Source organism: Pseudomonas sp. AC136, from assembly GCF_979258585.1.
Window position 1 is genome coordinate 3,127,656 of sequence record NZ_OZ409865.1, and the last position, 13,437, is coordinate 3,141,092.

At 61.2% G+C, this 13,437-nt stretch carries 8 protein-coding genes; 2 read left to right on the top strand and 6 right to left on the bottom strand.

Translation table 11 applies throughout. The features are described 5' to 3' along the window. Positions 1 to 9: 9 nt before the first annotated feature. A complete protein-coding gene (locus ACZZZU_RS14070; protein WP_463550953.1) occupies positions 10 to 621 on the bottom strand; it encodes a CDP-alcohol phosphatidyltransferase family protein in 612 nt (203 codons plus the stop codon). A gap of 192 nt (positions 622 to 813) precedes the next feature. On the opposite strand from ACZZZU_RS14070, the gene ACZZZU_RS14075 reads away from it, so the two are divergent. Continuing rightward, complete coding sequence (locus tag ACZZZU_RS14075; protein WP_122492190.1) at positions 814 to 1,548, top strand: carbonic anhydrase; 735 nt, start codon at positions 814 to 816, stop codon at positions 1,546 to 1,548. A 106-nt stretch (positions 1,549 to 1,654) separates the two neighbouring features. On the opposite strand, the gene mhpT is transcribed toward ACZZZU_RS14075, so the two are convergent. From mhpT to ACZZZU_RS14095, 4 genes are all read right to left on the bottom strand, one after another. Further along, the gene (mhpT, locus tag ACZZZU_RS14080; RefSeq protein WP_463550954.1) at positions 1,655 to 2,845 is read right to left on the bottom strand and encodes a 3-(3-hydroxy-phenyl)propionate transporter MhpT; all 1,191 of its coding nucleotides are present in this window, start codon (positions 2,843 to 2,845) and stop codon (positions 1,655 to 1,657) included. A gap of 37 nt (positions 2,846 to 2,882) precedes the next feature. Beyond that, positions 2,883 to 4,757, bottom strand: coding sequence for a feruloyl-CoA synthase (locus ACZZZU_RS14085; RefSeq protein WP_463550955.1), 1,875 nt, complete (start codon positions 4,755 to 4,757; stop codon positions 2,883 to 2,885). An 89-nt stretch (positions 4,758 to 4,846) separates the two neighbouring features. Further along, the gene (locus tag ACZZZU_RS14090) at positions 4,847 to 6,295 is read right to left on the bottom strand and encodes an aldehyde dehydrogenase (RefSeq protein ID WP_463384236.1); all 1,449 of its coding nucleotides are present in this window, start codon (positions 6,293 to 6,295) and stop codon (positions 4,847 to 4,849) included. A 15-nt stretch (positions 6,296 to 6,310) separates the two neighbouring features. Next, entirely contained in the window at positions 6,311 to 7,141 is an 831-nt protein-coding gene (locus tag ACZZZU_RS14095; protein WP_463384237.1) for a p-hydroxycinnamoyl CoA hydratase/lyase, read from the bottom strand. A gap of 261 nt (positions 7,142 to 7,402) precedes the next feature. On the opposite strand from ACZZZU_RS14095, the gene ACZZZU_RS14100 reads away from it, so the two are divergent. After that, a complete protein-coding gene (locus ACZZZU_RS14100) occupies positions 7,403 to 7,873 on the top strand; it encodes a MarR family transcriptional regulator (protein ID WP_122492195.1) in 471 nt (156 codons plus the stop codon). Positions 7,874 to 8,118: 245 nt separating this feature from the next. Here the strand turns inward: ACZZZU_RS14100 and ACZZZU_RS14105 are convergent, their stop codons facing one another. After that, positions 8,119 to 13,077, bottom strand: coding sequence for an Ig-like domain-containing protein (locus ACZZZU_RS14105; protein ID WP_463550956.1), 4,959 nt, complete (start codon positions 13,075 to 13,077; stop codon positions 8,119 to 8,121). Between the last annotated feature and the right edge of the window lie 360 nt (positions 13,078 to 13,437).

Sequence of the window (13,437 nt, forward strand, 5' to 3'; positions counted from 1 at the left end):
GAATCGAGATTAGTGGGCAGGTTGCTCTGCCAGGCCGCGCTTGACGCGGTTGAGGGTGGTGTAAACCAGCAAGACCGCCAGCACGGCCATGATCGCCGTCAGCCATGGTTCGACCGCGATGCCCAGGGCCAATAGAAAGCCCAGCAGGCCAAAGACGAAGGCGCGGTCACTTTTGCCCATTGGCCCGTCGTAACGGCGCGAAGCACCGACCATCAGTCCCAGCACGCCGGCGTATTCACTTAGCCAGGCCAACAGCACCACGGCGCCGACAGCCGCGCCGGAGACGCCGGCCAGGCAGGCAAACGGTAGGTACAACGCGGCATCGGCAACCAGGTCGGTGATCTCGTTGAGGTAAGCGCCCAGGCGTGATTGCTGGCCAAACTCGCGCGCCAACATGCCGTCTACGGCGTTCAGGCCCATGCGCAGGAGCATCCACAGCGGCAGGAGCGCAAACACCGCGCGGTGTTCGGCGAATACCGCCACCAGTGCGCCGACCACAATCGAAATGGCGCAGGCAAACAGCGTCACCTGGTTGGCGGTGACGCCACGCGCATGCAGACGGGTAACGGAGGGGCGCAGCACGTTCTGAAAGCGGGGTTTGAGGTCGTAAATCGACGGCATGGGGCGCTCGCAGTGAAATAGGCCGAAAGGACTGTACTCACAACAGAACGCCAATGCCAAAAACTAGTCACACCGCTAGCTCGGTGGTGCGGTTAGGTCGATCAGCGGACCGAAGATAGCCCGTGAAGGGCGAAGCTGGAACAATAGCCGCCTATAGTCATCCAGGCCCCGTTTCTCGCTCAGGAGTTTTTTATGAACACGCGCGACCAACAGAACCTCGATCGCCTCGACCAGGCCGAAGGCGAGGGTGCCGATGAGGCGTTGCAGCAGATCGTTTCCGGCTTTCAACGCTTTCGCACCGAAGTGTTTCCCGAGCAGGAAGAACTCTTTCAAAAGCTCGCCACCGCGCAACGCCCGCGCGCCATGTTTATTACCTGCGCCGACTCGCGCATCGTTCCCGAGCTGATTACGCAAAGCTCGCCGGGCGATCTGTTCGTCACCCGTAACGTGGGCAACGTGGTGCCGCCGTATGGGCAAATGAACGGCGGCGTTTCCACCGCCATCGAGTACGCGGTGCTGGCGCTGGGCGTACACCACATCATCGTCTGCGGCCATTCCGATTGCGGCGCCATGCGCGCGGTGATGAACCCCGACACGCTGGAAAAAATGCCCACGGTCAAAGCCTGGTTGCGTCATTCCGAAGTGGCAAAAATCATGGTGGCGGATAACTGCAATTGCGGCACGGAGCACGAAACCCTGGGCGTGCTGACCGAGGAAAACGTGGTCGCGCAGTTGCAGCACTTGCGCACCCATCCTTCGGTGGCTTCGCGCATGGCCAGCGGTCAGTTGTTTATTCACGGTTGGGTCTACAGCATCGACACCTGCGAGATTCGCGCTTACGACGCCGAGCGTGCCGAGTTTCTGCCGCTCGATGGCACCAGCCCGATTCCGGTGGCCACGCCGCGTCCGCGTTATTCGGCGCAATAAAAAACGCGAAAAAAAAACCGCGCCGTAGCGGGCTTAAGGCTGCGGCGCGGTAAAAATCATCCTCAGTGGAGTCCAGTGGAGCTGAGGATGTGTGTCGCTCGGGAATTCAGTTGTTCAGGTCACGCTTGAGCAGCACGGCGGCAGCACACGCCGCTATCGCCACCAACGGCGTAGCAGCCAGCAATAAACCGCTGACGCCAGCACCGGCCGCCAGCAACTGGCCGGCCGCCAATGGCCCACTCATCGAACCCAAACGCCCCACCGCAACGGCCACGCCGACGCCCGTGGCGCGCACGTTGGCGGGATACAGACGCGGCGCCAGGGCGTAGAGAATCAGTTGCCCGCCGACCGCGCAGGCACCCGCGGCCAGGCCAGCGAGGTAGAGCCCTTGCGCCTGTTCAACGCTGCCCAGCGCCAGCAAGGCGGCGAGCATGCCGAGGTAAGCCAGCAGCACCGCGAGCATTGCCTTGCCGCTGTCCATCAGGCGTCCGGCCAGCAGCGAGCCGGCGACGCCGCCGATGTTGAACAGCACTTGAATGGTGGCGGTATCCAGGCGGCTGAGGCCGCGCTGGATGAGCAAGGTCGGCAGCCAGTTGAGCAGCATGTAAAGAATGGTCAGCGTGCAGAAACAGGCGCCCCACAGCAGCAGGGTCGACGCGCCACGGCGTTGCCCGAGCAGTTCGCGGCTGATGGCGCCCACCGGCAACGACTGCCCTTGGCGCGCGGCGGGCGTTGGCAGCCAGCGCATCAGCAGCAAGGCGATGAAAAGCGGCGCAAAGCCGCCGACGTAGAAGACCAGCCGCCAGTCGCCCGACACTGAAAAGATCCCCAACAGCGCCGCCACCGCACCACCCAGCGGCACGCCGCAGTACGTGAGACTCACGGCCAGGTTGCGCAAGCCCGGGCTGGCGACTTCCGAGGACAGCGCGATCAGAATCGGCAGCGCGGCGCCCATGCCCAGCCCGGTGACCAAACGCGCCGCGAGTAGTTGCTCGTAAGTGGCGCTGTGGGCGGTGAGCAGCGAAAACAAACCGAACAACACCACGGCCGCCACCAACACGCTTTTGCGCCCGAAGCGGTCGGCCAGCCAGCCACCGAACACCGCGCCCGGCAACAGGCCGAACAAGCCGGCGCTGAACACCCAGCCCAACGCGGCCGAGTTCAGGGCGAAGTGCTGGGCCATGGCCGGCGCCGCGACGCCGACGGCTTGCAGGTCGAGGCCTTCAAGCATGGCGACGATAAAACACAGGGCAATGGTGCGCAGCGACGCGTCGCTCTGCGCGGTAGAAGTGAGCATGTGAACCTCAATTTTTATTGTTGTGCGCGGCGTTTGCTTAGGCGCTGTAGCGGATGATCTGCGGCGCCTGGCCTCGGTACAGCGCTTCCACCAACGCGCTGCGGTGCTGCAACACCGCGCGCTGGTTGAGCGAGCCTTTGTCGGTAATTTCGCCCCGGTCAATCGAGGGTGGTTCGCTCAACAGGGTGATCCATTCCAGACGCGTGGCATTGCCGGTGGCGCTCTGGTTAAGGCGTTTGAGCCAGTCGGCGAACCAGCCGCGCACGCGCTCGTGGGCCAACACTTGCGCGTCACTGGCCACGCTGGGCAGGCCGGATAACACGCGGCAGTCGGCCAGGCGCGGAAACACCAGCAAGCCCAGGCACTCGCGGTCCGGTGCGGCGACGACTACGTCTTGCACATAGGGCGTGCCGTCGAGCACGGCGCGGTTGCGCAGCGGGCCGACGCTGACGAACACGCCGGACGACAACTTGAAGTCTTCGGCAATGCGGCCGTCGAACATCAGGCCCAACTCGGGCCGCTCGGGGTCAGCAAATTTCAGCGCATCGCCGGAGCGGTAAAAGCCTTCTGCATCGAAGGCGTCGAGCGTCTGCTGCGGCGAGCCCCAGTAACCGGCCATGATGTGCGGCCCGCGAAAACGCGCTTCCAGCTTGCCGTCTACCGGCACCAGTTTGGTCTCGCAGCCAGGCGCCGGCAGGCCGACGTAACCGGCCAGGGAAAGCGGGCCGGTGGTGAAGGTGCACGAGGGCGAGGCTTCGGTCATGCCCAGGCCGGCCATCATGCGGATGCGCTCGCCGCAGTGCTGCTCGGCGATGCGGTCGAGACGATCCCAGATGCTTTGCGACAAACCCGCAGCGGCGAAAAAGAACAGCGTGACCTTGGCGAAAAAACGCGCGCGCAGTTCGGCGTCTTGCTCCAGGGCGGTGACCAGTTCTTCCCAGCCTTTGGGCACGGTGAGGTAGGCGGTGGGGGAAATGTCTTTGAGGTTGCGCAGGGTTTCGGCCATGCCGTTGGGCGTTGGCTTGCCGTTGTCGATGTACAGGCTGCCGCCGTTGTAGAGCACGATGCCGACGTTATGACTGCCGCCAAAAGTGTGGTTCCACGGCAGCCAGTCGACCAGCACAGGCGGCTGCGCGGCGAATTCGGGGAAGGTTTGCAGCAGCATTTGTTGGTTGGCGCAGAGCATGCGCTGGGTGGTGGGCACGGCTTTGGGCAGCTTGGTGGAGCCGGAGGTAAACAGGAACTTGGCGATGGTGTTTGGGCCGGTGGCATCAAAGGCGATATCGGCCGCCTCGACGTTACCGGTGGCGAGCAGATCGGCAAAGCGCTCGCTATGCCGATCAGGCAGGGTGCCATGGGTAAACACCAGCGCGACGTCATCGGCCAGCACCCGTTCGATGGCGCGTTGAAACGGCTGCGCCTCGGCGGCAAACACCAGGCCTGGCTGCAACAGGCCGACAATGTGGCGCAGCTTTTCCAGGTCTTGCGAGAGCAGCGAATAGGCCGGCGATACCGGGCAATACGGCACGCCGATGTACATGGCAGCGAAGGCCAGTTGCAGGTGCTGCAGGTCGTTGCCCGACAGAATCATCAGCGGCCGCTGCGCGCTCAGGTCGTAGCGCAACAGCGCTTGGCCGAGGGCGCGCACGTTGCTGAGCATTTCGCCGTAGCTGAGGGTTTGCCATTTGCCGTCATCACCGCGCTGCGCTGCAAACGTGGCCTGCGGTTTCACCTGCGCCCAATGCAGCAGCCGGTCGAGCAGGCGCGCCGGGGCAGGCTTGAGTGACTCCTGCGCGCGCAGGTAGATGGTGCCGTCGTCCGCCTGGGTGATGTTCACCCCTGGATTGCCGATGGCCACCTGGCGATAGCGCACCACGTGGTCAGCGCGGGTAGCTACGAATTCTCCATTCACGAGCCTTTCCTCTGTGCGCGCCCGCCCTCACCGGTCTGGCGGCGGGGGGGCTTGTTTGTTCTTGTTATTGCGGGATGGACCGGCGTGTTTCAGATCGGGTAGTGACGCGGCCCGTTCTGCACCGTGACCCAACGCAGCTGGGTGAAATGCTCAATCGAAGCGCGGCTGCCGAAGCTGCCGTAGCCGCTGGATTTCACCCCGCCGAAGGGCATCTGCGCTTCGTCGTGCACGGTCGGCCCGTTGATGTGGCAAATGCCCGATTCCACCCGTTGCGCCAAGGCCAGAGCACGGGAAACGTCGCGGCTGAAAATGGCAGCCGACAGGCCAAACTCCGAGTCGTTGGCCAGGCGCAGCAGCGCTTCGTCGCCCTCGCCACGCAGCACCACGGCCACCGGGCCAAACGACTCTTCGCGGTACAAACGCATGCTGTCGGTGACGTTATCGAGCAGCACGGGCTGCATGATGCTGCCCTGCACACCGCCACCGGCTGCCAGCGTCGCGCCTTTGCCAAGGGCGTCGTCCACCAGGGCTTGAATGCGCTCACCAGCGGCGGCGTCGATCAGCGAACCGAGCACGGCACCGCTTTCGTTCGCCGGGCCGGCGCGCAGTTGCGCCACCTTGGCAGCCAGCTTGCTGACAAAGGCATCGGCCACCTTGGCATCGACGATCAGGCGTTCGGTGCTCATGCAAATCTGCCCCTGATTGAAATACGCACCAAAGGCGGCGGCTGCGACGGCGGCGTCCAGGTCGGCATCGTCCAGCACCAGCAGCGGCGCCTTGCCACCGAGTTCCAGCAAGGCCGGCTTCAGCTGCCGCGCGCACAGCTCGGCGACGATACGACCGACGTGTGTGGAGCCGGTGAAATTCACCCGCCGCACCGCCGGGTTGGCGATCAGCCGGGAGACGATGGCGGGCGCATCTTGCGGTGCATTGCAGATCACATTCACCACACCGTCACCCAGGCCGGCCTCGTGCAGCACCTGGCCGATCAGGCGATGGGTGAACGGGCTGGCTTCCGAAGCCTTGAGCACCACCGTGTTGCCGCAGGCCAACGGCATGGCCAGGGCGCGCACGCCGAGAATCACCGGCGCATTCCACGGCGCAATGCCAAGCACCACGCCGCAGGGTTGGCGCAGGCCCATGGCGAAGCTGCCGGGCACGTTGGACGGGATGACCTCGCCGAGAATCTGCGTGGTCATCGCCGCGGCTTCACGCAACATGCCGGCGGCCAGTTGCACGTTGAAGCCGTACCAATTGGCGGCGGCGCCGGTTTCGCTGGCGGCGGCCATGAATTCGGGGGCGCGTGCTTCCATCAGTTCGGCGGCCTTTAACAACCGCAAGCGCCGCTCGCCCGGCGCCAATGCCGACCACGCCGGGAACGCGGCCTGGGCCGCTGCCACCGCAGCATCGGCATCTTCCAGCGTGGCGGCGGCCACGCGTGACACCACCTCACCGGTGAACGGGCTCAAGCGGTCGAAGGTGCGACCGTCAGCGGCGGGCCGGGCCAGGCCGGCAATCAGTAAAGGCACGTCGAACATGGAACACCTCCGGAATCAGCGTTTGTAGGCTTGCAGGCCGGGCTTGATGCTTTTGTCGTCGAGGAACTGCTTCATGCCTTCTTCGCGACCGCCTTCGGTGTCGAGCAACCGCGACTGGTCGAGCTTGGCGTAGAGGTAGTCCTCGTTCTGCTCCCACGTGAGTTCGCGGCAGCGCTTGAAGCCGACTTTCGCCGCGCGCAATACCACCGGGTTTTTCTCCAGCAGGTTCTTCGCCAATTCGACTGTGGTTTCGCGCAACTGCGCCAACGGCACGCTTTCATTGACCAGACCCATGGCCGCGGCTTTCTGCCCGCCGAAGGTCTTGCCGGTCATGATGTAGTACAGCGATTCGCGGTGGCCGCAGGTGTCGGCCATGGCCTTGCTCACCAGGTTGCCCGGTGGAATGCCCCAGTTGATTTCCGACAGGCCAAAGGTCGCTTCGTCGGCGCAGATCGCCAGGTCACACGCCACCAACGGGCTGAAGCCGCCACCGAAACACCAGCCGTTGACCATGGCGATGGTCGGTTTGCTGTACATGCGCAACAGCTTCCACTGCCAGTACGAAGCTTCGCGGCGAATTTTCTCTTGAAGAATTTCCGGGCCGGCGTCCACTTCGCGGAAGTATTCCTTGAGGTCCATGCCGGCTGTCCACGACTCACCGGCGCCGGTCAGCACCAGCACGCGGGCGTCGGCGTCTTGTTCCAGGGTTTCCAGCACGTCGGCCATTTCGCGGTTGAGCGTGGGGCTCATGGCGTTGCGTTTTTCCGGACGATTGAGAATGACCCAGGCGATGCCTTCGTCCACTTCCACCTTCACGGTTTGCCACCGGCCTTCGTAGGTACTCATGTCACTGCCTCATGTCTGGGTTGGATGAGGCGAAGTTAAGCCGGATTTTTAGTTATGTCAATTAACTATAAATCGGTTCTAGGTTTCGAAAAACAATCTACACCTTTAGCTGGAGGTCCGCAGAAACGCTGGTAATAGCCTCAAATACAGGGCAATCTCGAGCCTAACCGGTTAATACTAATAACTAAATATTCGTCCCGATTGTGCATCTGGGCGGAAAAATTATTAACATGCCTAACCATTTCTCATCAGGACGCCACCATGCCCCGCAAAGCCAAAACCCAGGCAGCGCCCGCCGACCCGACGACGCTCGACGCTGCGCTGGATAATTTGGTGGGTTATGTGATGCGGCGGGTGCAGCTGAAAATTTCCCAGCACCTCACCGCCCGCCTGGAAGAACACGCCATCCGCCCCGCGCAATTCACCGCGCTGAGCATCATCGAGCAGTCGCCCGGCCTGATGCAGGCCGACCTGGCCAAAGCGCTCGCCATCGAACCGCCGCAAGCGGTGCTGATGGTCAACAAACTCGAAGAACGCGGCCTGGCCATGCGCGTACGCAGCAACCCGGACAAACGCTCCTACGGCCTGTTTCTCAGCAAAGCCGGTGAGCAGTTGTTGAAGACGCTGAAGGATGTGGTGGTGCAGAGCGACCTGGACGCCACGGCGGCGTTGAGTGCGCAGGAGAGGGAGCAGCTGTTGGGGTTGTTGAATCGGTTGTATCGGGAGGGGTAATGCCATACCGGCGCGATCGTCGTTAGTCGCGGCGAGCCACTCGCAGAAGCGATCAGGTCCTGATGCCCATGCAAATCCGCCAAAATGGCGATCGGCCCGGCACTAATGGCGTGCAACTCGCCCGGCGCGTTATCAATCAAGTTCGCTATCGCGTGGCACAGGCAGGCAAGTACTCCATCTTCCAAGACGCAAAAAAAAGCCCCAGGTGCTTATCCAGGGGCTTCTTATACAATTAAAACAGGACCTTAATAAGGGTTATACACACCAAAGATTGGTGTCTCGACGGTAGAGCGGAAACCGCTTCCGACTCCAGCCGAAACTGTATATGCCTGAGCCCAGTAGTGATGCAGCTTGGGAGCAAACGTCATTTGCGCGTTACCTGCAGAATCAGTGACTGAAAATGACTGGGTTGGCAGGAAGTGAATGTCGGATACATGGCTGTTCCAAATATCCAGGTCTAAATCAACGTAAGTTGCTTTCCAATATACCTTCACTCCTTTAACTGGTCGCCCTTGATCATCAGTTACCACCGCGTTAAATGTCGCCTGCCCCCTTAGTGACGCAGCCAAGTCTGGTATTGTTCCAAACCTCAATTGACCGCCAGTAAAGGCTACGCTTGCACGACCTTTAACCGAACCCACCGATGCTTCGATGGCAGCATTGGAAACCGCGTCGGAACTGGTCAACTCTGTTTTGGCTACACCAGCGGCGTCCGTCAACGACGTTTTGTCTGAGAGAGAGCCAGCACTCGATGTCCACTGCACCGCCACACCTGCGCCTACCGGTTTGCCTTGGTTGTTGACGACTGAAGCCGAGATAGTTGAGCTCGTATAACCATCGGCGATAATCGCCGCATTCGATACTGAGACCGTGACGCTATTCACTGTAGGGGCAAACGTCACTTCCGCCGAGCCAGTTATCTTGTCTACCGTCGCAACGACCTTAGCTACCGCAGCGGTTTTCGAGCTAGTCAGGGTCATAGTGGCAATCCCTAACGCGTTTGTAGTTGAAGCATCATTTACTAAGGTGCCTGCACTGGTCGTCCATCGAACCACTGCGCCAACGACAGGGTTGCCGCTAATGTCTGTCGCCGCAACGCTTAATAGCGACGTACTTTTGCCGTCCCCATCGATGACTGTAGGGGTAGGCGTCAGTTGAAGGTTCGCGGTTACGCCACCGGTAAAGCGCACATTGGTGAGATTAGTCGCGCTCTGTGCGGTGGCATGAACCGTAGCAGTGACAAGTTCTGAAGCGCTGGTCAGTTCCATAACTGCAACGCCGCTGGCATCAGTCGTGGATGAGCTCTTACCAAGCGTACCTGCAGTGGTCGTCCAGTAAACCACGATGCCTGCACCTACCGGTTGTAGGTTAGAGTCCCAGACTTGCGCACTTAAAGTAGATTTCGAGTTGCTATCCGCAACGATGGAAGTATGGCTCGCACTGAGCGTCAAGGCTGCCGGCGCGCCCACAGTGAAGACCACCTTAGCCGAGCCCTGCACCGCACCCACCTTGGCGTCTACCAAAGCAACATGCGCGCCCGGAATACTGGTGAGGGTGGTACTAGCGACGCCATTTGCATTTGTCATCGACTCATCGCTCATAAGCGTTCCCACTGAGGTACTCCACTCAACCAAAACCCCTGCGCCTAGCGGCATTCCCCTTACATCTGTCAGCGCCGCGCTCACCACGGTGTTGCTAACGCCGTCGCCGGTAATGGAGGCTGCTGCGGGTGTGACCGCTATATGGGTCGGCGCGGGCGGACTGAAGGTCACGCTTGCGGCGTTATTGGCGGCGTTGGCGCTTGCCCCAATATTGGCGGCGCCGGGAGTCGTCCCGCTTGTCAGCTGTACGCGCGCCACGCCGTTGACATCGGTGCCGGTAATTGTGCTGGCCAACAGGCCGCGGCTGGCGGTCCAGGTGACCATAGTGCCGGGCGCCACCGGGTTGTCGAACCGATCGCGCACCTGCGCACTGAGCATGGTCGTGCTGCCGCCGTCGGCGGGAATAACCGCAGGTGTAGCCGTGATCGTCAAACCGTTTGCGCCAGCAGCTGGCACGCCCGGAGCAAAGGTGATGTCAAGCTGATCGTGGGCAGCGCCCGACACAGCCTGCACATCCGCGCTTCCCGAAACGGTCGACGAGGTAAGCACGGCATTGGCCTGACCGTTCGAGTCGGTAGTGGAAACCGTCACGTTCAATTGACCGGCCGATGTTGTCCAGTTCACCGGAATACCCGCGCCAACTGGCTGACCTTTAATGTCTTTCACCGTCGCGGTCAGGCTGGACGTACTTGCTCCATCGGCGAGCAGCGAGCTTTGCGAAGCGGCCAGGTTTAGCGTCGCACTGGTGATGGTCGCGGCGCCGAGGACAAACAGAATATCCGCAGAATTTTGCGCGGCGCCGGCTTCAGCTTGCACGGTCGCAGTCTCTACCAATGCAGTGCTGGTGAGCACGGCAGTAGCCTTACCGGTCGCATCGGTGACGGCGTTAGACGGAGTCACACTGCCGGCGCTGGTTGTCCAGGTCACGTTCACGCCAGCGGCAACGGTGTTGCCGTGTTCATCTTTAACCACAGCGGTCAGCGCCGAGGTGCTAATACCATCAGCCTCAATCACCGAAGGAGCAGTATTGATCGCCAGACCGCGGTTGCCGGCGGCCGGAGCCCCCGCCGCGAAGGTAACGTCCACCGCGTTGGATGCCACGCCGGCAGAGGCGTCTACCGTGGCTGTGCCGGTGATCGTCGAACTGATCAATGTGACCGTGGCCACACCGTTTACATCGGTACTGGTGGCCTCGCTCGTCAATGTACCGATCGAGGTACTCCAATCCACTTGCACGCCGGCGCCGACGGGGGCGCCTTGGTTGTCGAGTACGGTAGCCGTCAGCACGGATGTATTGACACCGTCGGCTGTAATCGAATCAGGGGAGGCGACTAGAACAAGCCCGGCGCTGCCTGCCGCAGGCACACCCGCGGCGAAGGTAACGGTCACTTCGTTATTGGACGCGCCTGCGCTTGCCTTGACCTTCGCCGCGCCTGGCGATGCTTCGCTGGTCAAGGTCATCGTGGCGACGCCATCGGTGTCGGTATACGAAACATCACCAGTGAGGGAGCCGGCATTGGCGCTCCAGTTGACCGTTACGCCGGCTTCCACGGGGTTTCCTTTGTCGTCCGAAATCAGCGCGCTTAGCGTCGAAGTGCTAATACCATCTGACTTTATGGTCGTAGGCGTAGCGCTAAGCGCCAGACCTTTATTGCCGGTCGCTGGAATGCCGGGAACGAAGCTCACAGGGACGCGCTGCTTGGCCGGGCCAATGCTGGCTTGAACCTGGGCTACGCCGGCTTTGATCGAGCTGGTCAGTTTCATCCTAGCCACACCAGTGGCATCGGTAAGCGACGCTGTATCGGCCAATTGTCCAGAGGTCGTTTCCCAGGCCACCGCATGGCCGGCATCGACCGGGTTGCCTAGGTCGTCGTAAATGGTCGCCGTCAGCGAGGAAGTGCTGACGCCGTCGGCGGTGATGGAAAGCGGTGTTGCCTCCAACAAGAGCGCGCTGCTATTGGCACTTGGAAGACCCGCCGCAAAGCGTACGGAGGTCGTGCCTTTGACGGTACCCATCTGCGCTTCAATCTTGGCCAGTCCGGCCGACGTAGGACTGGTCAAAACCACGCGCGCGACGCCGCGGCTGTCTGTATCAGATGTGTCGCTAGCCAGCGTGCCGGCGCTAGTAGTCCAGGTCACGGTTTGACTGGTACGCGTGCCCTTACCAAGTGAATCCACCGGATAAGCGCTGAGCGTGGTAGTGCTGAAGCCGTCGGCAGCGATAGTGGCGGGAGCCGCGTCAATCTGCAGAACCGTAGTCAGCACATTGACCGTCATCACGTTGGACAGCTGGCTACGACCCGAACGGTCCATACCCATGGCTTGCAAGGTGTAGGTGTTAACGCCGCCGTCAATATGCTCAGGCAACGTCAGGCTGGCAGTACCATCAACAGAGGGGGAACTGGCGAAGCTGGCAGCAGGGCCCACCCAGGAAAGCGACGCGAAGTTGCTCGCTCCGGTGACCGTAAACACTACGGTTTCATTGCCCTTGCCGCTAACCGCCGCCGGAAGTTTCAGCTCTAGCGCTTTTTTGCGGTTATCCAGCACGATCTCATTATTACGTGCGACAAGGTCGTACCGCGCGTTGGCCACCAGTCGGCTGGCAATGAGGCTCGACGATGAAACCTGTTTGGCGAAGGACTCGCCCAATCGGTAATTGAACGTAAGGTTGGCAGAGGTATCTGACAGACCGTCCTGGCCGATGCGGTGATTGACGCCGAGACTTAGTAGCGGCACCGGATTGTATATAGCGCCAAGGGTCATGGCGTGGGGGTTCTTCTGCCGATCGTTGGCCGAGAACAGGCTCACCTCATCGCCGTAATATTTTTCAAAAATCATCTGGCCGCCCAATTGTGGGTAATCGGGCAGATAACCTTCCGCACGCACATCCCAGCCAGCAGCTGGGCGCTCCTGGTAATCGGCACGGTCGGGAGAATCCTTCCAGTTCGATAAGCGCTTGTAGCTGTTGGCGCTGACTTTCAGGAAATCAGTCCACGCTTCCACACCCATACCCAGGCGGTCATGCTCGCCCTGCGCATCGCGGTCCAGAAAGCTATTCACGCCAAGAAGCCAGCCATTCGTCTCGTGGCGATAACCAAGGCCCATGTTGTATGTGTAGCGGTAGTCGGCGGTGTAGGAGTTCGCGCGGCGCATGCCAATCTGGGTGAAGACTAGATTTTTGCCCGCGTTGTAGAACGGTACGAGCATGTCGAGGCTGCCGCTACGAAGGCCACCGTCCTCGATATTGAGTGAGACCGCCGATGTGATGTGGTGCCCTGCAAGCCAACTTTCAGTAGCGGCGCTAGCAGCGCCGGAAAGCATTCCCGAGCCCATGCTTACTGCTTCATCGGCACCTTTGGTGCGGTCACGCAGGACGCTGGGCGCGAGGTCAACGTCGTGTGGCTGGGCAAGCCATGCTGAGTCCGCACTCTTCGGCGAGGGCTTGCCAACGCTGCCACCCAACTCAGGTAGGTCTTGCTTTGCGGCGCACGAGCAAGGAGGTGGATCGGAGGTCGCAAACGCTGGCGCGATGGGCGCAAACAGCGTGCAAACAGATAGGTATACGGCAAGAGACTTGCGTAAAAACGATTGCGGTTGAGTCATGGTCATATGCTGCCTATGGGCGCCGGGTGGCGGTTAGGCGGCGAATACTTCCATCACAGCGAAGCGAATTCGGTCAGAAGGGAAAACACGGCCGGTAGGGCCATTCCGAATGGCCCACCTCCGAATTCTTTTTGCACACTGGGTGATCTGGCGGTTTTAACGTACGTATTTGCCTGCAAGGAAACCAAAGTAAAATTAGGAACGACTCTTCCCCTGAGACCCCTAGCCCTTGCATACATTGGCCTCGGGCGCTATCGGTCGTCCGAGGCGAAGCCTTTTGTTCAAAACGCGACCCGGATCGACATCCGCTGGATACGTAAGACTGTTCCGCAATTCGAATCGGACACCGACGCCACCAAC

Bases quoted from the DNA above. Each gene is read 5' to 3' on its own strand.
- ACZZZU_RS14090 (WP_463384236.1), bottom strand. From the start codon at position 6,295: ATGTTCGACGTGCCTTTACTGATTGCCGGCCTGGCCCGGCCCGCCGCT.
- ACZZZU_RS14100 (WP_122492195.1), top strand. From the start codon at position 7,403: ATGCCCCGCAAAGCCAAAACCCAGGCAGCGCCCGCCGACCCGACGACG.
- ACZZZU_RS14105 (WP_463550956.1), bottom strand. From the start codon at position 13,077: ATGACTCAACCGCAATCGTTTTTACGCAAGTCTCTTGCCGTATACCTA.
- ACZZZU_RS14095 (WP_463384237.1), bottom strand. From the start codon at position 7,141: ATGAGTACCTACGAAGGCCGGTGGCAAACCGTGAAGGTGGAAGTGGAC.
- ACZZZU_RS14075 (WP_122492190.1), top strand. From the start codon at position 814: ATGAACACGCGCGACCAACAGAACCTCGATCGCCTCGACCAGGCCGAA.
- mhpT (WP_463550954.1), bottom strand. From the start codon at position 2,845: ATGCTCACTTCTACCGCGCAGAGCGACGCGTCGCTGCGCACCATTGCC.
- ACZZZU_RS14070 (WP_463550953.1), bottom strand. From the start codon at position 621: ATGCCGTCGATTTACGACCTCAAACCCCGCTTTCAGAACGTGCTGCGC.